The organism is Streptomyces sp. NPDC005266 (genome assembly GCF_040607655.1).
In the GTDB taxonomy this organism is placed as follows: Bacteria; Actinomycetota; Actinomycetes; order Streptomycetales; family Streptomycetaceae; genus Streptomyces.
Genome location: NZ_JBEXHC010000004.1, coordinates 190,543 through 208,570, shown reverse-complemented (window position 1 = coordinate 208,570; position 18,028 = coordinate 190,543). Strand labels below are relative to the sequence as shown.

The 18,028-nt window shown below is 71.6% G+C and carries 16 protein-coding genes and 2 pseudogenes; 13 read left to right on the top strand and 5 right to left on the bottom strand.

The window, feature by feature from the left end:
- Positions 1-14 precede the first annotated feature (14 nt).
- On the top strand, positions 15-449 hold the full coding sequence (locus tag ABZU99_RS09815) for a roadblock/LC7 domain-containing protein (RefSeq protein WP_355941778.1): 435 nt from the start codon (positions 15-17) through the stop codon (positions 447-449).
- An 86-nt stretch (positions 450-535) separates the two neighbouring features.
- Positions 536-910, top strand: coding sequence for a hypothetical protein (locus ABZU99_RS09810; RefSeq protein WP_355941781.1), 375 nt, complete (start codon positions 536-538; stop codon positions 908-910).
- A gap of 70 nt (positions 911-980) precedes the next feature.
- On the opposite strand, the pseudogene gudD reads toward ABZU99_RS09810, so the two are convergent.
- A pseudogene (gudD, locus tag ABZU99_RS09805) lies at positions 981-1,549 on the bottom strand (glucarate dehydratase); the annotation flags it as partial.
- Positions 1,550-1,783: 234 nt separating this feature from the next.
- Between gudD and ABZU99_RS09800 the strand changes: the two are divergent.
- The 4 genes from ABZU99_RS09800 to ABZU99_RS09785 all read left to right on the top strand — a co-directional run bounded on the left by ABZU99_RS09800 (position 1,784) and on the right by ABZU99_RS09785 (position 5,719).
- A complete protein-coding gene (locus ABZU99_RS09800; protein ID WP_356044978.1) occupies positions 1,784-2,392 on the top strand; it encodes a helix-turn-helix domain-containing protein in 609 nt (202 codons plus the stop codon).
- On the top strand, positions 2,389-3,705 hold the full coding sequence (locus ABZU99_RS09795; RefSeq protein ID WP_356044975.1) for an MFS transporter: 1,317 nt from the start codon (positions 2,389-2,391) through the stop codon (positions 3,703-3,705). Before ABZU99_RS09800 ends, ABZU99_RS09795 begins: the two co-directional genes overlap by 4 nt.
- A 569-nt stretch (positions 3,706-4,274) precedes the next feature.
- The gene (locus ABZU99_RS09790) at positions 4,275-5,507 is read left to right on the top strand and encodes a cytochrome P450 (RefSeq protein ID WP_356044972.1); all 1,233 of its coding nucleotides are present in this window, start codon (positions 4,275-4,277) and stop codon (positions 5,505-5,507) included.
- Between the two features lie 5 nt (positions 5,508-5,512).
- A complete protein-coding gene (locus ABZU99_RS09785) occupies positions 5,513-5,719 on the top strand; it encodes a ferredoxin (RefSeq protein WP_355942286.1) in 207 nt (68 codons plus the stop codon).
- Positions 5,720-5,773: 54 nt separating this feature from the next.
- Here ABZU99_RS09785 and ABZU99_RS09780 read toward each other — a convergent pair whose 3' ends face one another.
- A complete protein-coding gene (locus ABZU99_RS09780) occupies positions 5,774-6,334 on the bottom strand; it encodes an ATP-binding protein (protein WP_355941793.1) in 561 nt (186 codons plus the stop codon).
- 198 nt (positions 6,335-6,532) lie between these two features.
- Between ABZU99_RS09780 and ABZU99_RS09775 the strand changes: the two genes are divergently transcribed.
- From ABZU99_RS09775 to ABZU99_RS09750, 6 genes and pseudogenes are all read left to right on the top strand, one after another.
- Positions 6,533-7,300: an IclR family transcriptional regulator gene (locus tag ABZU99_RS09775; RefSeq protein ID WP_355941796.1), complete on the top strand. Its 768-nt coding sequence runs from the start codon at positions 6,533-6,535 to the stop codon at positions 7,298-7,300.
- A 40-nt stretch (positions 7,301-7,340) separates the two neighbouring features.
- Positions 7,341-8,843, top strand: a complete 1,503-nt coding sequence (gene glpK / locus ABZU99_RS09770; RefSeq protein ID WP_355941799.1) for a glycerol kinase GlpK — start codon at positions 7,341-7,343, stop codon at positions 8,841-8,843.
- A gap of 150 nt (positions 8,844-8,993) precedes the next feature.
- Positions 8,994-9,389 (top strand): SseB family protein, encoded by a 396-nt coding sequence (locus ABZU99_RS09765; RefSeq protein WP_355941802.1) that lies wholly within the window; start codon positions 8,994-8,996, stop codon positions 9,387-9,389.
- A 415-nt stretch (positions 9,390-9,804) separates the two neighbouring features.
- Positions 9,805-10,641 (top strand): undecaprenyl-diphosphate phosphatase, encoded by an 837-nt coding sequence (locus tag ABZU99_RS09760; protein ID WP_355941805.1) that lies wholly within the window; start codon positions 9,805-9,807, stop codon positions 10,639-10,641.
- A 200-nt stretch (positions 10,642-10,841) separates the two neighbouring features.
- Positions 10,842-12,015: pseudogene (locus ABZU99_RS09755) on the top strand (cytochrome P450).
- Positions 12,012-13,178, top strand: coding sequence for a serine hydrolase domain-containing protein (locus ABZU99_RS09750; protein WP_356044966.1), 1,167 nt, complete (start codon positions 12,012-12,014; stop codon positions 13,176-13,178). The pseudogene ABZU99_RS09755 and the gene ABZU99_RS09750 overlap by 4 nt, the downstream one beginning before the upstream one ends.
- A 10-nt stretch (positions 13,179-13,188) precedes the next feature.
- On the opposite strand, the gene menC is transcribed toward ABZU99_RS09750, so the two are convergent.
- Together menC and ABZU99_RS09740 are read right to left on the bottom strand one after the other, a co-directional pair.
- Positions 13,189-14,301, bottom strand: a complete 1,113-nt coding sequence (gene menC / locus ABZU99_RS09745; protein ID WP_355941811.1) for an o-succinylbenzoate synthase — start codon at positions 14,299-14,301, stop codon at positions 13,189-13,191.
- Positions 14,298-15,179: a chorismate synthase gene (locus tag ABZU99_RS09740; protein ID WP_356044963.1), complete on the bottom strand. Its 882-nt coding sequence runs from the start codon at positions 15,177-15,179 to the stop codon at positions 14,298-14,300. The genes menC and ABZU99_RS09740 overlap by 4 nt, the downstream gene beginning before the upstream one ends.
- Before the next feature lie 111 nt (positions 15,180-15,290).
- On the opposite strand from ABZU99_RS09740, the gene ABZU99_RS09735 reads away from it, so the two are divergent.
- Positions 15,291-16,895, top strand: coding sequence for a helix-turn-helix domain-containing protein (locus ABZU99_RS09735; protein WP_355941817.1), 1,605 nt, complete (start codon positions 15,291-15,293; stop codon positions 16,893-16,895).
- Between the two features lie 6 nt (positions 16,896-16,901).
- Here the strand turns inward: ABZU99_RS09735 and dapE are convergent, their stop codons facing one another.
- Complete coding sequence (dapE, locus tag ABZU99_RS09730) at positions 16,902-17,963, bottom strand: succinyl-diaminopimelate desuccinylase (protein WP_356044961.1); 1,062 nt, start codon at positions 17,961-17,963, stop codon at positions 16,902-16,904.
- Between the last annotated feature and the right edge of the window lie 65 nt (positions 17,964-18,028).

Genomic DNA, 18,028 nt, shown 5'->3' with positions numbered 1-18,028 from the left:
CTGTGCGCAGCGTCATGAGACGCACCCTGCGGCAGCGCACGGAAAGGAGGCAGCTGTTGGCCGCCGAACCCGACGTGCTGGAGGAGCTGCGCCGGTTGCGGGCGCGCGTGGCTCATGTGACCGGCGCCCTGGCCGCCACCAGCGATGGCGTCGTCCTGGCCCATGACGCGGGCACCGTCGAACCCGACGGCGTCGCCGCGCTGACCGCGGCGGCCCTCGGGGTGGCGCAGTCGCTGGCGGGCGCCACCGGCCGGGGCGCCTTCCGTGAGCTGCTGGTCCGCGGCGAGGACGGCTATGTCGCGACGTACGCGGCCGGGTCCACGGCCGTCCTGACCGTCCTGGCCGGTGAGCGCACCAACGTCGGCCGCCTCCATATGGAGGCCCGCCGGTCGGGTGCCCGGCTCGCCGATCTCGTGAACGGCGCACTCCGCCGGGCCGAGCAGCCCTGACCACCATGGCTTCCCCCCGACGGCGCCGCCCCCAGCGGCGCCGGCACCATCCGCACACGCAACCACCGAAAGGAACTGCCACGATCATGGCGAACACCCAGACCGCGCTCAAAGAGGCGATGACATCCATCGAAGGCACCCTCGGCGTCGCGCTGGTCGACTATTCCAGCGGTATGGCCCTGGGCACCCTGGGCGGAGGGAAGGAACTCGACCTCACGGTGGCCGCCGCGGGCAACACCGATGTGGTCCGCGCCAAGGTGCGCACCATGGAACAGCTCGGCCTCAAGGACGCCATCGAGGACATCCTGATCACCCTCGACACGCAGTACCACCTGATCCGGCTGTTGAAGGGGCGGAACAGCCAGGGCCTCTTCCTCTATCTGGCGCTGGACAAGAACCGGGCGAATCTGGCGATGGCCCGGCACCAGCTGCGCAAGATAGAGGCGGACCTGGAGGTCTGATCCGTCCGGCCCGGCCCGGGCGCGGGGCGCCGAGAGACGTGCGGCGCCCCGCCTTCGCTACTCCGTGGGTGGCCTCGGCCTGGCGGACGATCGCCTCGGGGGTCAGCGCCTCCCTCATGGCGGATCCGGTACCACTCCGCCTCCGCCTCCGCCTCCCGCACGTACTCCAGGTCGGTGCGGTCGGGGTCGCCGACGTAGAACAGATAGCCCAGGACCCGTACGGAGTCGCGCTCCCGGCCGTCGCCGAGGAGGGCCGCCACGGGGACGTCGAGATGCTGTCCCAACAGGTCCAGCAGGGCCGATTCGACGGCCGTGACGGCATGGACGGTGGTGCGCAGATCGAAGGTCTGGGCACCTCGGCCAACGGCATCACGGTCGCCGAACCGGTCCCCGATCTCCCGCAGGACGCGCTTGTCATCGCACCCGCGCGCCGAGGACGAGGGACTCGGCGTCGCGCAGGGTCTGTGTGATCCTCTCGCCTCCGGGCACCTCCCCCAGGCCCGTGCGTCCCCTGGACTGGAGCACGACCACATTGCGGGTGAAGTACGGGCCGTGCGCGCCGGAGAGGTTGAGCTCCATGCAGTCCCGGCCGGCGACCGGGTAGACGGAGAACGAGGTGACGATGGGTTGGCTCTTCATCGCGATCCTTGCGTCGGTGGTCGTCACGGGATGAGGGAGCGGCCTGCGCGGGGACCTCGGCGGACGTCGGTTACTCCTTCCATGCCGCACACGTCTCACCGGTCTTCTCCCAGTATCTGAGCCAAGTGCACAGCATCCTGGCCCTGGTCAACGGCGGCTGGCGGATTGCCATGGGCGGAGACTTCTCTGCAGAGATATCTATGCAGAGGATCCTCTGCATTCTAGGATGCCGACATGTCCGACGACCGCTCCCCCGCAACACCCCATCCCGCCAAGCCGACCCGCCGTATCGACGCGCACAGCCTGCGCGGGCTGGCGCACCCCTTGCGGATGCGCATCTTCGAACTCCTCAGCCTCGACGGCCCGGCCACCGCCACCCTCCTCGCCGAGCGGCTCGGGGAGAACACCGGGACCGTCAGCTGGCATCTGCGGCATCTCGCCGAGCACGGTTTCCTCGAGGAGGAAACCGGGCGCGGCACGAAGCGTGAGCGGTGGTGGCGGAGGGTCGGGGTCACCAATGAGCTGAACATCTCCGACTTCAGCGATGATCCCGACTCCCGCGGGGCGCTGTCGGTCTATCTGCGGGAGCTGGTGCGACAGTATTTCGGCCGGGTCATGAACTACGTCAGCGAGGACTGGGACGAGACCTGGCGCAGCGCCGGCACCGTCTGCGACTGGCGTGACCTCCGGCTGACACCGGATCAACTCCGTGCGATGAATGCCGAGTTGCGAGCCGTCATCGAACGTCACACTCCTGACCCGGACACCGACCCCGCGCCGGACGCACTTCCGGTCGTCGTGCAGCTCCAGTCCTTTCCCCGCAGGAAGCGGGACACCGCATGAGCCGGGGCGCACGGGGTGGCCTGCTGCGCCGCCACCGCGATTTCCGGCTGCTGTGGTGCGGTGAGACGGCCGGTAAGTTCGGTACGGCGGTCGCCGGGGTGGCGATGCCGCTGATCGCCGTGTCCACGTTGGACGCCAGTACGTTCGAGGTGGGTCTGCTCACCGCCGCCACCTGGATCCCCTGGCTGGTCATCGGTCTTCCGGTCGGCGCCTGGGTGGACCGGCTGCGGCGAAGACCGATCATGCTGACCGCCGCCGGGATCTCCGTGCCGCTGTTCGCCGGGGTCCCGCTCGCCGCCCGGGCCGGGTGGCTGAGCGTCCCGCTGCTGCTGTCCGTCGCGCTGCTGACGGGCACGGCGGGAGTGTTCTTCCAGACCGCCTACAGCGCCTACCTCCCCACCCTCCTGGACTCCGAGGACCAGCCGGAGGGCAATGCGAAACTGCACGGCAGCGCGTCCGCCGCGCAGATCGCCGGGCAGGGCTCCGGCGGTGTGATCGCACAGTGGGCGGGGGCGGTGAACGGGATGTTCGCCAACGCCGTCACCTTCCTCGTCTCCCTTTTCTGCCTGGCCGGGATCCGCCACCGCGAGCCCCGCGCCAGCCGCCCCGAACGCCGCCCCGGCGCGCTCGCCCGCGAGGTCGGCGCAGGGCTGCGGCTGATCGCCGGCGACCCCTGGCTGCGTACCCTGACGCTCTTCGCGGCCGCCTCCAACGTGGCCCTGATGGGGTATCAGTCACTGCGGGTGGTCTTCCTGGTCCGTGAGGTCGGGCTGTCCCCCGGGCTGGTCGGCTCACTCGCCGCGGCCGTCAGCACCGGAGGCGTCGCCGGCGCCTTCGCCGCGCGCCGAGCGGCCGACCGGGTCGGCACGGCCCGCGCGACTCTCCTCTTCGAACTCGGCCTGGCGGTGTGCGCCCTGCTCATCCCGCTGACCGTCGGCGGAGCAGGGGTGCTGTTCTTCGTGGCGGGCGGCTTCTGTGTCTCCGCGGGCGTGGTGGCCGGCAATGTGCTCAAGGCGAGCTTCCAGCAGCGCTACTGCCCGGCGGAGCTGCTCGGCCGTCTCACCGCGAGTTCTTCGTTCCTCACCTACGGGGCGCTTCCCCTCGGCGCCCTGCTCGGCGGCGCGCTCGGCACCGCGCTCGGCCTGCGCCCCGCGATGTGGATCACGACGGCGGGGATTCCGCTCGCCGGGCTGATCCTGTTCTTCTCCCCGATCCGGCGGTCCCGGGACCTGCCGACGTCCCGCCGCCCGGCGGGCGGCGCGATGCTTCCCGTGGTCCCCGATGACGAACCGGTAAGGAGTCCTCACCCATGACCACTTCACGCGTCCGCCGGGCGGCGGTGCCACAGGCGCTGACAGCCGCCAAGGAATTCAGGGGGGACCCCCTTACGCGTCGGCGTTCGCTTGACCGACCGCGCACGCCCGGCCCCGGACACCCGAGCAGTGGACGCGCGCCATCTTCGAGGGCGCTCCGGCTCCGCTGCGCCGGTTTCTGGTGTGGGGGTGGAGCCTGGTCCTGGGCCGGCCGGGCCCGAAACACTCGCCGCGGCACATCCTGGGGTGACTCGTCTCCGATGACGGTACCGGCTCCGTCACCCTCACCGCGCACTCGCGGCTGGTCGCCGCGTACAACGTCGTGGTCGTTGCGGACGCGAGCGTCACCTGGGTGACCTTCGTACGCTTCAACCGGCGCCCGGCCCGCCCGGTGGGGGCGGTGGCGGCGCCGACCCACCATCTGGCGGTTCCGTTTCTCCTGGGGCGTGCGAGCCGCCGGTGAGCGGGGCTCCGGGAAGAGCGGGCCCGGCAGCCGGGCTACGCTCGAAGGGAAGGGCTCGGTTCGTGCGGGCTGCTCTCCATGCCCCGCCGTGGAAGGGAGCGCTGCCGTGTCGGTCACCTCACCCGGGTCGTCGCCGGTCTCCCTGCCCCGGGAGCGCGACTGCCCGTTCGATCCCCCCAGTGCCTACGGTGAGATGCGCGAGGAGCGGCGGGCCAGCAGGCTGGCGTTTCCGGACGGGAAGGTGGGCTGGCTGCTCACCCGCTATGAGGACGTACAGGATCTGCTCGCGGACGAGCGGTTCACCGCGGACCGCCGACGGACCTCCTCGCCGGTGAGCGCGGTGCCGATCCCCGAGGACGACCGCCGTCGGCTGGGCTCGTTCATCGGCATGGATCCGCCCGAGCACACCCGCTATCGACGCCTGCTGACCAGATGGTTCACGGTCCGGCGGATGCGTGGGCTGCAACCGCGGATCGAGGAGATCATCACCGGCCGGCTGGACGCGATGGAGCGCGCCGGGCCGCCGGCCGATCTGGTGGAGGCGTTCGCGCGGCCGGTGCCGTCGCTGGTGATCTGCGAGCTGCTGGGGGTGCCCTACGGGGACCGGGGCGCCTTTCAGCGGTGGGCCTTCGAGCTGTTCCGGGTCGATGGGACCGAGGCGGAGATCTACGCGGCCAGGGACGCCCTATGGGACTACATGCGCGATCTGATCGAGGTGAAGCGACAGCAGCCGGACGACGCCCTGCTGTCCAGGCTCGTCCACGGCGCACTGGAGAAGGACCCCTCGCCGCCGCTCAACGACGACGAGCTCACCGGCGTGGGACTGCTGTTGCTCCTGGCCGGCCATGAGACGACGGCGAACATGCTGGCGCTCGGCACCTACGCCCTGCTGTGTCATCCCGGGCAGTCGCGGCTGGTGCGCGAGCGGCCCGAGCTCGTCGATCAGGCGGTCGAGGAGCTGCTGCGGTATCTGACCATCGTGCAGTTCGGGACCGTCCGGGCCGCCCGGGAGGACGTGGAGATCGCCGGAGTGCGGGTGCGGGCCGGGGAGACCGTGGTCGCGTCGATCGCCGCGGCCAACCGGGACCCCTCGCACTTCCCCGACCACCCCGATGAGCTGGACATCACCCGCGACGCGGCCCACCACATCGCCTTCGGGCACGGCATTCACCAGTGTCTGGGCCAGCATCTGGCGCGGATGGAGATGCGGACGGGCTATCCGGCCCTGCTCCGGCGCTTCCCCTCGCTCGGTCTGGCCGTGCCGCCCGACCAGGTGCCGCTCCGCGACGACATGCTCATCTACGGAGTCCACCGGCTCCCGGTCACCTGGGAAGGGTGATCATGATGCGTATCGAGGTGGACCGCGGCCGGTGCCGCGGGGCCGGTCAGTGCGCGCTGCACGCGCCGGAGCTCTTCGATCAGTCCGAGGACGACGGCCTGGTGGTCGTGCTGGACGACCGGCCCCCGCCCGAGCTCCAGGAGAAGGCCCGGCTCGCCGAGCGCCTCTGCCCGAACAGCGTCATCCGCACCATCGACGACGACAGCACCTGAGGGACCGCTCAGGAGCCGCCTGAGGGACCGGCCAGGAGCGCCTGAGGGGGCCGGTCAGGCGGCCACCGGCAGCTCCGCCCAGCGCGTGACGCGGTCGTCGCCGGTGCGGGTGCCATGGCGCGCCGAGAGTGCGGAGACAATGGCGAGCCCGCGCCCGTGTTCATCGGGCTCGATCTCCTGGTCCCGCAGCCGATCACCGGGCGCCGGGCCGCCGTCTGTGACCTCGATCCGCAGGGCCGGGCACCCCTCGTTCTCGCTCCAGCGCAGCCGCAGGACAGCCGGGGGCAGCGCGTGGAGTACGGCGTTGGTGATCAGTTCCGAGATCACCATGAGCGCGTCGTCGAGACAGTCGGCAGGCAGCTCCCACTCGATCAGGAGCGCCTGCGCCCGTCGTCGCACGGGGGCGACCGCCTCATGGATGTGCGGCACCGAGAAGAGATATCCGTCAGTGTCATCCGATCGTGCCGAGTCCGGAACCTCGTCCTCGGTCGCCATCGGCGCGCCCACCGCCTCCCCGCACTCAACCGGGGAGCCGATGCGGCGCGCGGTGGCACCTGCCTGCTCCACCACATGCCCTACGAAGCCGGCCACCGGAAAACTGAGCTGGTCCGCCACATCTCCTCCTCTCCTCGCCGGGTTGATGTCCTTGATGAGCCCCTCTGGGCCACCTATCGTCATACTGGAACTCATGTCCTGATAGGGACGCTATGGGCCGCCACCCACCGGGGTCAACGAACCCGAGTCGGCATTGCCGAACGTTTGGACCGCCTGCTCAGCAGGCTGAGCCCATGGCCGAAGAGCTACGATCGCGTCATGGCCGGCCCGGTGCAGTCCATCGAGCGGGCGGCGGCGATTCTGCGGCTGCTCGCCCAGGGTTCCGGTCGGCTCGGCCTGGGCGAGGTGGCGGCCTCACTCGGACTGGCGAAGGGCACCACCCACGGCATTCTGCGCACCCTGCAGAGCGTCGACTTCGTCGAACAGGACAGGACCACCGGCAAGTATCAGCTCGGCGCGGCGCTGCTGCACCTGGGAACCAGCTATCTCGACATCAACGAGCTGCGGTCCCGCTCCATCAACTGGGCCGACGCGCTCGCCGCCCGCAGCGGTGAGGCAGTTCGCCTCGGCGTGTATCTGGAGGGCCAGGTCCTCGTCGTCCACCACGTCTTCCGGCCCGATGACACCTTTCAGACCCTGGACGTGGGCTCACTGCTGCCGCTGCACGCCAGCGCACTGGGCAAGGTCCTGCTGGCGTTCGGGGCGGCACCCGTGGAGCCGCTGATGGAAACACCACCGGAGGCCTATACCCGGCACACGCTCGTCTCCTCCCAGCAGCTGGGCAAGGCACTGGGCGAGATACGGGAGACCGGCTGGGGGGCCGCCAACCAGGAAATGACGATGGGCGAAGCGGACATCGCGGCGCCGGTACGCGGACAGGGCGGCCTCATGGTGGGCGCCATCGGTGTGTCCGGCTCCGTCGAACGCCTCTGCGACAGCAAGGGCCGGCCCCAGCCGTCCCTCGTCGGGCTGACCCGCGACGCCGCACGGGCGATCTCCCGCGACCTCGGCGCGAGCCGATGGTGACCCCCGTGCCCTGCTCGAACCCGCGAAGGCAGGCCAGGCCATGGTTGAACGCTATGTGATGTCCATCGACCAGGGCACCACTTCCACCCGGTGCATCCTCTTCGACCACCGGGGACGGCTGGTGTCCGTCGCCCAGCGAGAACACCAGCAGCACTACGCCAAGCCCGGCTGGGTGGAGCACGACCCCATCGAGATCTGGGCCAATCTGCGGAAGGTCGTCCCCCGTGCGCTGGGCAACGCCCGGATCGATGCCGGCCAGATCGTGGCGATCGGCATCGCCAATCAGCGCGAGACCACGGTCGTCTGGGACCGCCGCACGGGCGAGCCCGTGGGACATGCCATCACCTGGCAGGACACCCGCACCAGCGCCCTGGTCGAGGAGGCGCGGCGCACCACCGGTGACGACTTCTTCCTGGACCGTTGCGGGCTGTCGCCCACGACCTACTTCTCCGCGCCCCGCATCCGCTGGCTCTTCGACCACGTCAACGGGTTGCGCGAGCGCGCGGAGCGCGGCGAGGTGCTCTTCGGCACCATGGAGAGCTGGCTGATCTGGAATCTCACCGGCGGGCCGGCCGGTGGGCTGCACATCACGGACGCCACCAATGCCAGCCGCACCATGCTGATGAACATCCGCACGCTGACCTGGGACGATGAGCTGCTGGCGTATTTCGGGGTGCCCCGCGCGATGCTCCCGGACATCCGGCCCTCGGCCGACTGCTACGGCGTGGCGGGCTCGCTCCTGCCGGACGTGCGTATCTGCGCGGCCCTCGGCGACCAGCAGGCGGCGCTGTTCGGCCAGACCTGCTTCGCCTCCGGGGAGGCCAAGTGCACCTACGGCACCGGCAGCTTCCTGCTGCTCAACACCGGTACCAGCCTCATCCGGTCCCGCCACGGACTGCTCGCCACGGTGGGCTACAAGATCGCGGGCGAGCCGACGGTCTACGCCCTGGAGGGGCCGATGGCGGTCACCGGCGCGCTGGTGCAGTGGTTCCGCGACGGGCTGGGGCTGATCCACAGCGCCCCGGAGATCGAAACCCTCGCCCGCACCGTCAAGGACAACGGCGGCTGCTATATCGTGCCCGCCTTCTCCGGGCTGTTCGCCCCGCACTGGCGCAGCGACGCGCGGGGCGTCGTGGTCGGGCTCACCTCGTACATCACCAAGGGGCATCTGGCCCGTGCCGTACTGGAGGCGACCGGCTGGCAGACCCGCGAAGTCGTCGACGCCATGAACGCCGACTCGCCCCAGCCGCTGAAGGAGCTGAAGGTCGACGGCGGCATGACGGCCAACCATCTGCTCATGCAGATCCTGGCCGACGTCCTCGATGTGCCCGTGGTGCGCCCCATGGTGTCCGAGACCGTCTCGCTCGGCGCCGCCTATGCCGCGGGTCTCGCCGTCGGCTACTGGCCGGACCTGGAGGGGCTGCGCCGCAACTGGCACCGCGCCGCGCAATGGCTGCCCTCGATGGATCCCGGGCGGCGGGAGTCGGAGTACGAGACCTGGAAACGGGCTGTCCAGCGGTCGTACGGCTGGGTCAGGTCGTAGCGGGCCGGAGCAGAAAATCACGGGTTTCGAGAATTGGCGCCGAGGCGGACGTGTGATCGCCATGGAGAGGGGTATTCGAGCCAGCTGCGGTTGGTAACAGCCGCTCTGGGCCCAGAGCCATTCCACAAGCCCCGATCCATGGACGGAATCATGACCAGCCCTTCCGATAACAGCAACGTTTCCGCCACCCAGCACGCCCTCGGCGAGCTGGCGGCCGACCGCGCGGACGAGGAGGCGCTGACCACGCTTGCCAACAGCGAGGTCCTGCTTCCCTCCGCCGAAACCGGCGAGGAGACGGATCCGCAGGCAGTGACCCTGCCCGTGTTCCAGCAGGAGGACGGCGCCCAGCTGGTGCCGGTCTTCACCTCGGCGGACCGTATGCACCAGGCGCTGCCGCAGATCGAGCGGTACCACCTGGTACCGCTGGGCGCCCTGGCGCAGGGCTGGCCCTCCGACGAGCTCTCGTTGACCATTGACGCGGGCGCCCCGGAAGCGGTCACCCTGTCGGCCAATGGCGTACGGAGCCTGCTGACGCACTCCGCCTGACCCGACACGGTCCGCCCGGTGACCTCCGGGCGGGCCCCTCTTCCCTTTTCACCGGTTTCACCGGCCGGTTTCACCGGCTTGCCGTCGGCCTACGGCGGGGCATCGCCGCGCGCCGCGGTCTGCCGGAGCACCTCCGGAAGGCCGCCCAGCCCGTTTCCCCTGGGTGCGCGCGGACGTACCGCACCCGCTCGCCGAACTCGCCATGCGACGTTCCTGAGGGCCATGGGGCGGTGGTCGGCGTCCAGCCAGGCGCCGCCGCGCGTCGGACCCGCCCGACGCGCGGCTGAGCGCCGCGGGGCGCCCGGGGCCGGACCGCGGGAGCCGGGCCTGCTGATTGGCCACCTTCCCGGGCCGTCGTCTACAGTCGCGTAGACATTCATTGTGTTACGCACAAGACACCGGCGGGACGGATCACGTGAGCGCGATCAACATCGGACAGGCCGTCGTTCTCGGCGTCGTGGAGGGGATCACGGAATTCCTCCCGGTCTCCTCCACCGGCCATCTGAAGATCACCGAAGGGCTGATGGACATCCCGGTCGACGACAAGTCCGTCGTCGCCTTCACCGCCGTGATCCAGGTCGGTGCCATCGCCGCCGTCCTGGTGTACTTCTTCAAGGACATCCTCCGCTTCGCCACCGCGTGGGGACGCGGCCTGGTCAACCGCGAGGAGCGGTACCACCACGACTACAAGTTCGCCTGGTGGGTCATCTACGCCACCATCCCGATCGTGGTCGTGGGCCTCGCGGCCAAGCCGCTCATCGAGGGGCCGCTCGCCTCCCTGTGGGTGGTGGCCGGATCACTGATCGTCGGCAGCGGGCTGATGTGGGCGGCCGACCAGATGGGCCGGCACAAGCGCGGGGAGGACGACACCAGCTTCAAGGACGCGATGCTGGTCGGATCCTCGCAGATCCTCGCCCTGCTCTTCCCCGGCTTCTCACGCTCGGGCGCCACCATGTCCACCGGGCTCATCCTCGACCTGGACCGCGTCGCCGCCACCCGGCTCTCCTTCTTCCTGGGTATTCCGTCGCTGACCGGCGCGGGGCTGTACGAGCTCAAGGACGCCACGGGCGGCGGTGTGGGCACGATTCCGCTCGCGGTCGGCACGGTGGTTTCCTTCGTCGTCGCCTACGCCTCGATCGCCTGGCTGCTGAAGTTCGTGGCCAAGCACTCCTTCAACGCCTTCGTGATCTACCGCGTCATCATCGGAGTGGCGCTGTTCGGGCTGCTCGGCGCGGGCGTCATCAACGCCTGACGCCGCCCCGCCGCTCGCTCACCCACACCCGCGGATCCCCCACCGAGGTTAGCCGGGCCCGGCGGAGGGGGACGTGACGAGAGGTGGTCCGCGCCGTCGGGCCAGTGCGTCGGACGAGGGAGGGGCCGCCGGTGAGCGGTGCGGATGAGGGGTACGGAGGGCGCAGGATCGAGCGGGGGCCGACCCAGGACGGCTGTCCGGTGCGGAGGGGGGCCGACGGGGTCTGGCAGGTGCGGGGGTACGAGGAGGCCCGCACCGTGTTGCGCTCCACCGCCACCGTGCAGGCCGGGCTCGGCGTCGAGACCGTGGAGAGGCTTCCCTCGCGGATCCGGCGGCCGGTTCTCTACCGGGACGGCCCCGAGCACCGTGAACACCGGCGGCAGACCGCCCGGTTCTTCACCCCTCGCCGCGTGGACGAGCGGTACCGCGAGGTCATGGTCCGGGTCGCGGAGGACCGGATCGCCGCCCTCCGGGAGACGGGCCAGGGGCGGCTCGACGATCTGAGCTTCCATCTGGCGGTCGAGGTGGCCGCCGCCGTGATCGGTCTGACGGAGAGCAGGCCCGGCATCCGGCGGCGGCTGGAGCGCTTCTTCCCCGACACGTTCGGGCGGCCGGGGCTGACCAGCCTCCATGGGCTCTACTGGATGGTGCGCCAGAACACCAACTGGCTGCGGGTCTATCTGGGCGACGTACGCCCGGCCGTGCGCGCCCGCCGCAGGGTCCGGCGTGACGACCTGATCTCCCATCTGCTCGACGAGGGGTGTGGGTCCGGCGAGATTCTCGGCGAGTGCCTCACGTTCGCCGCTGCGGGGATGGTGACCACGCGGGAGTTCGTCAATGTGGCGGCCTGGCATCTGTTCACCGACACCCGCGCTGCTCGCCCGGTACCGGGCGGCGGGCGAGGCGGGCAGGATCGCGATCCTGCAGGAGATCCTCCGGCTGGAGCCGGTCATCGGGTGCCTCCGCCGCCGTACGACCGCCCCGCTCCAGCTGGGGAACGGGGGCGGCGAGGGCGGCGTGACGGTGCCGGCCGGGGCGCTGGTCGACCTGCTCATCGACAGCGCCAATACGGACGAACGCACGGTGGGCACATGTCCCGGGCGGGTCCGTCCCGGGCGCGGGATGGCCGAGGGCGCCGGCGCCCCGGGCCTGTCCTTCGGCGACGGCCCGCACAAGTGCCCCGGCGCCCATATCGCGATCCTTGAGACGGATGTCTTCCTCAGCCGTCTGTTCGCTCTGCCGGGACTCCGGATGGCCGCCCCGCCCCGGGTCGGCTTCAAGGACGAGATCAGCAGCTATGAGCTCCGCGACTTCACCGTCGTTCTCGCCGACCCCACCTCACCTGACCACCGAGCCGCTGGAGAGACCTCATGACACCGTCCGTGCCACTGATCGAGGGCCACTGCGACGCGCGCTTCGCCGGGGTCCGGGAGGCATTCGAGGCGAATTTCGCCGAACGCGGCGAGCTGGGTGCGGCGGTGGCCGTGCGGGTCGGCGGACAGAGCGTGGTCGATCTGTGGGGCGGCTGGGCGGACAGCAAGCGCACCGTCGCGTGGGAGCGGGACACGCTGGTCAATGTGTGGTCGACAACCAAGGGGCCCACGGCGCTGTGCGCCCATGTGCTGATCGACCGGGGCCTGCTGGACCTGGACGCGCCGGTGGCCACGTACTGGCCGGAGTTCGCCGCGGCGGGCAAGTCCTCGCTTCCGGTGCGGTATCTGCTGTCGCACCGTGCGGGCCTGGCCGGGCTGCGGGAGCCGCACTCCGTGGCCGAGCTGTACGACTGGGAGCTGACCACGCGGCGGCTGGCGGCCATGGAGCCGTGGTGGGAGCCCGGTTCGCAGTCCGGTTACCACGCGCTGACGTACGGCTTTCTGGTCGGCGAGGTGATCCGGCGGATCACCGGTCTGCTGCCGGGCGCGTTCCTGCGGCAGGAGATCACCGGGCCGCTGGGCCTCGACTTCACGATCGGCCTGCCGGAGAAGGAAGCCGACAGGGTGGCCGAGCTGGTCCACGCGCCGGCCGCCGCGAACGGCGAACGGGCCGCGTCCTTCTCTCAGTTGCCGCCGGCCGCCCTGGCCGCCCTCGGCAATCCACCGGTCGCCGCCGCCGAGGCCAACAGCCCCGCGTGGCGCGCCGCGCAGATTCCGGCGGCGGGCGGCCATGGCACCGCGCGCGCCGTCGCAGCGCTGTACGACATCGTCGCCCGCCGGGGCCTGGCGGGCGATCGCCGGGTGCTCTCCGCGGAGGCCGCCGAGCGCGTCCGGGAGGGCCAGGGCGCCTGTCGCGATCTGGTCCTGGGCGCGGCCTTCGGCCATGACACGGAGGTCGGCCTCGGCCTGTGGCTGAGCGGCCCGCAGGGGGCGTACGGCCCCAACCCCCGCGCCGTCGGCCATGACGGCTTCGGCGGCTCCTTCGGTCTGGCCGACCCGGAGGCGGAGGTCGGCATGGGCTATGTGATGAACCGGATGGGCCCCCATCTGGCCAACGACCCCCGCAAGATGGCCCTGATCGACGCGGTGTACGCGGCGCTGTGACAGGCGTCGGTCAGCCCCGTGCGTACAGTTCCCGCCGCGCCGTGGTGAAGCGGGCGAGGACGTCCGGCAAAGGGTCGATGCCGATGCCGGGGGTGGTCGGGACGGGCAGATGACCGTCCTGGAGGACGAACGGCTCGGTGATGTCCTCGGCGAAATACCGGCTGGACGCCGAGGTGTCGCCGGGCAGGGTGCATCCGGGCAGTGCGGCCAGCGCCAGGTTGGGGGCGCGGCCGATACCGGTCTCCAGCATGCCGCCGCACCACACCGGAACGCCGTGGGCGGCGGCGAGGTCATGGATGCGACGTGCCTCCGGATAGCCGCCGACCCGGGCGGGTTTGATGTTGATGACCCGGCAGGCGTCCAGCGCGATCGCGGACGCGGCGTCGCGCGCGGTGTGGATGGACTCGTCCAGACACACCGGGGTGGTCAGCCGCTTCTGCAGCTGGGCGTGGGCGTAGAGGTTGTTCTCCTCCAGCGGCTCCTCGATGAGCAGCAGGCCGAAGTCGTCCAGTTTCCGCAGATGTTCGGCGTCGGCGAGGGTGTACGCGGCATTGGCGTCGACCTGCAGCGGCAGCGCGTCGCCGAACCGCTCTCGCACGGCGCGCACCGGTTCCAGGTCCCAGCCCGGCTCGATCTTGAGCTTGATGCGGACGTAGCCCTCGGCCAGATACCGCTCGACGTCGTCGAGCAGCTCGGGGAGCGTGGGCCTGATGCCGACGGAGACTCCGGCGGGCACCCGGTCGTGGACCGCGCCGAGGAAGGTGGCGATCGGCATGCCATAGGCGCGCAGCTCGGCGTCGAGCAGAGCGGTCTCCAGGGCCGCCTTGGCGAGCTCATGGCCCTTGACGGAGGCCATCGCGGGCGCGAGGGCCGCGACCGTCGGCTCGGGAAGGGCGGTGACGCGCGGCAGCAGGAAGTCGCGGATCACGATCTCGGCGCCGGCGACGAACTCCGGGCAGTACAGCGGCTCCGGATCGGCGGCGAACTCGGACCAGCCCTCGGCCTCGTCCGTCACGACATGCAGCAGAAAGGTGTCCTTGCTGGTCATCGTTCCGAACGAGGTACGGAAGGGGGTGCGGAGCGGCAAGGCGACATGGAGCAGTTCGACGCGTTCGAGCCTCATGCGCGGGGTTCCTCCGAGGTCGTGTGCGGGGTGTGCGGGGTGTGCGAGGTCAGCACGTACCAGCCGTCGCGGGACATCCCGGTCGCCCGGAAGCCCTCGGCGTACGCGTCGGTGAGGACCTCGCGCACGGCGTGGCGCCAGCGCAGCGCGAGGGCCGGGTCGGCGGCGCGCAGGGCGACGATGTCCTTGGGCACCCTGCACCACAGCCGCCCCTCGTCGCGGGCGGCGAGCGGACCGCCGTCCGGGGCGTGGCGGAGGACGGTGGCGGTGGCGCGGTCCTCGCTGTGGGCAGTGGGGCCGGAGGTGTCCACCGGCTCCGCGGTGAGGTCCCAGGCGGCGGTGAGCCGGTCGCTCTCGTCGCCGTCGTTCACCCCGTCGTTCATCGGCCCGTAGAGGTCGATCAGATACTCGGCCCCGACGGCACCCAGCTTGACCAGGTTGAAGCGGGCATTGCGGCCGACCAGCGGGTCGAAGGTCCAGCGCATGGTGCTGGCGCCGTGCTCGAGCGCCCAGAGCCGCTGGGCCTGTTTGACGGCGAAGCCCACGCCCCGGTCGGAGGCGGTGGCCGCCGCCACGAACGAGTACACCTCCCGCGCCGCGGGCGGTCCGAAGACGGCGACCGACGCGCCGACCGGTCCTTCGCCCGGCGCGGATCCGGTGGCGGCGTACGCGGCGTGCACCGCGCCACCCGCGTGGACGAGGCTGTGCAGGACCTCCGTCGGATACGGCGGGGTGTCGCGTGGCATACGCCACACATCGGCGAAGAAGTCGGCCACCGCGCGGATTCCGGCCACATCGTCCACGGTGCGGACCGTGACCCCGGCGGTGCGGGCGGCGGCGGTGGCGCGTGCGCCGACGTCGATCGTCACAGGTGTCATGCCCCGAGTCTCCAGGGCCGCGATCGGGTGCGGCTTGTCCGGATGGACAAGACCCGCCTATGGTCCTGTGGCGATCAGCCAATACCCGCACGGAAGGCCCGGCACCACCTCATGGACATCCGCACCCTCGGCGAGCTCATCGACACTCTCGGTGAGGCCACGCTGCGGCTGCTCACCGCCCCGGCCGGGCGCGCCACGCCGGTGACCGAGGTTCTGCTGTACGACGCCCACGCCCCGCTCCCGGCCCGCGCGCCCGGCGCCCTGCTGCTGGCGGTCGGGGTACGGGCGGACGCGGCCGGGCCGGTGGTGCGCGAGGCGGCCGCCGCCGGGATGGCCGGGCTCGTCGTACGGGGTGAGGGCGCGGGCGACGAGGGCGAAGGCGGCGGACCACTGGCGGAGGCCGAGGACCGGGGACTGGCCCTGCTCGCCGTGGACGAGGACGCCGCCTGGCACCATGTCCATCTGCTGCTCGCCCAGGCGATCGGCGCCCGGCCCGGCGCCACCGGCGGCGGGCGAGCGCTCGGCGATCTCTTCTCGCTGGCGGGCGCCGTGGCGGCGGCCGTGGGCGGCGCCACCGTCATCGAGGACCCGCGGCAGCGCATCCTCGCCTACTCCACCGTCCCCGGGCAGCCCGTGGACGAGTCCCGGCGGCAGAGCATTCTCGGCCGCCAGGTGCCGGACAGCCCCGAGAACACCGAGCAGTACCGGGTGCTGTTCGCCTCCCAGGGGCCGGTGCGCCTCGCCGCCCTCGGCGACGGCGAGCTGCCCCGACTGGCGATCGCCGTCCGGGCGGGTGGCGAAACCCTCGGCTCCCTGTGGGCCGTCGACGACGGGACCCTGGCCCCCGACGCCGTGGAGGCCCTCACCCAGGGGGCCTCCACGGCTGCCCTGCTTCTGCTGCGGGCGCGGGCGGGCGAGGAGCTGGCCCGGCATCTGACCAGCGATCTGCTGCGCCGTCTCCTGGACGGCACCGCCGACCCCGCCACCGCCGCCCACCGTCTGGGCTTCGTCCCGGGAATCCCGGTGCGGATGGTGGCGTTCACGCTCGACGGCGCGGCCTCCGCGCCGGACGGGGAGCAGGCCGCGCTGCGGCTGCTGGATCTCGTACGGCTCCAGTGCGAGGCCCGGTACGGACGGCATGCCTGCGTATCGCTCGACGGGGTGGTGTACGCACTGCTGCCGGCGGCCGGGGAGCCGGGCGGGCGGGGCGGGGAGCGGCAGCGGCGGCTCGCCGAGGACATCGTGCGGCGCGCCGGACAGGCGCTGCGGGTGCCGGTGCGGGCCGGGCTCGGCGAGGTGGTGCCGGACCTGGCGGAGATACGTGGCTCACGGGCCGACGCCGATCTGGTGCTCCGGGTCCTCGGGCCGGACGAGACGGTGGCGGCCGTGCACGACGTACGCCCCCGGGTGGTCCTGCTGCGGCTTGCCGAACTCATGTCCGCTCGGCGGGAGTTGTCGGCAGGGGGGTGGCGGGACGTCCTGGCGTACGACGCCGAGCACGGCACGGACTACGCCAGGACGCTGGTGTGCTGGCTGGACGCGGGCGGCGATATGGCGCGGGCGGCGAAGCTGCTCGCCGTTCATCCCAACACCTGCCGCTACCGCCTCCGGCAGGCGCAGGCACACCTCGGCCTCGACCTGGACGACCCGGACGAGCGGCTGGTGCTGTGGCTCCAGTTGCGGACGCTCGCTGGGCTGCGGGCGGCCGGCTCGTAGGGGACGTCAGCCGCCGAGCCAGTCGGCCAGCCGCGTCTCGCACGCGCGCAGCTGGGCGATGGGCACGTACTCCCCCGCCGTGTGCGCGAGGGACGGGTCCCCGGGGCCGTAGTTGAGCGCCGGGGTGCCGAGCGCGGCGAACCGGGCCACATCGGTCCAGCCCAGCTTGGGGCGGGGCGCCACGCCCAGGAACCCGACGAGCGAGGCGGCCGCCGGCTGGCCCAGGCCCGGCAGAGCCCCCGGTGTGACCTCGGTGATCTCGACCTCGTACGCGGGGAAGAGGTCCCGCAGATACGCCTCGGCCTGCCGCGCCGAACGGCTCGGCGCGAACCGCAGGTTGACGGTGACCACGCACAGGTCGGGGACGACGTTCTCGGCAACGCCCGCGCGTACGGCGACGGCGTTCAGCCCCTCGCGGTACTCCAGACCGTCGATGACGATGCGCTCCGCCATGTGGTCGTCGAGGCGCTGGAGGACGGCGGCGGCGCGGTGGGCGGCGTTGACACCCCGCCAGGAGCGGGCGGTGTGCGCGCGCTCGCCGCGTACCGTGATGTCGGCCATCAGCATGCCCTGACAGCCCGCCTCGACCCCGGCGTCCGAGGGCTCCATGAGGATCGCCAGATCGGCCCGGAGCAGCTCGGGGCGCTCGGCCGCGATCCGGGCGAGGCCATTGCGGTCGGCCGAGACCTCTTCGCATTCGTAGAACACATAGGTCACCTCGTGCACCGGGGCGGTGAGCGTCGCCGCGAGCCGGAGGGCGACCGCGACGCCACCCTTCATGTCGCAGGCCCCGAGGCCGTGCAGCAGCTCGCCCTCCAGCCGCGCGGGGAGGTTCCCCGCGGCCGGGACCGTGTCGAGATGCCCGGCGATGACGACCCGCCGCTCGCCACCCCCGCCGGTTCGGGCCACGACGGAGTTGCCGATCCGCTCGACCGTCAGATGGGGCAGGGCGCGCAGCGCGGTCTCGACGGCGTCGGCGAGGACGGCCTCGTCGCCGCTCTCGGAGGGGATGTCGACCAGGGCGCGGGTCAGGGACACCACATCGGCGGTCGGGTCCAGAAAGGTCATCGGGGTGCGGTCTCCTCGGGGCGCCATGACGGTGGAGGGCTGTCGTACCTTTGATGATGCGGAGC